Annotated in this window: 1 protein-coding gene; it reads left to right on the top strand. The window is 62.3% G+C overall.

All coding sequences use genetic code 11. The annotated features are described in order from the left end of the window. Nucleotides 1-8: 8 nt before the first annotated feature. The coding region (locus L6963_RS11980) for a transposase family protein (RefSeq protein ID WP_423817133.1) at nt 9-228 on the top strand (220 nt) is incomplete at its 3' end.

Genomic DNA, 228 nt, shown 5'->3' with positions numbered 1-228 from the left:
AGGGCTATGTGGGTCTGGGGTTGGCTACCCCGGCCAGGCGTAAGCCGGGCCAACGGCTGAGCCGGGAGCAGAAGCGGAATAACCGGGTGCTGAATCGGCTACGGTCGGTGGTGGAGCGGGTTATCGCTCACATCAAGACTTGGCGGATTCTTCATACGGGGTTTAGGCGGCCGTTGGGGTTGTATGGGCGGGTGTTTGCGGTGGTGCGGGGGTTGGTGTTTTTGGCTG

This window comes from Rothia nasimurium (genome assembly GCF_928392795.1).
In the GTDB taxonomy this organism is placed as follows: domain Bacteria; phylum Actinomycetota; class Actinomycetes; order Actinomycetales; family Micrococcaceae; genus Rothia; species Rothia nasimurium_F.
This window is presented reverse-complemented; position numbering and strand designations above follow the sequence as displayed.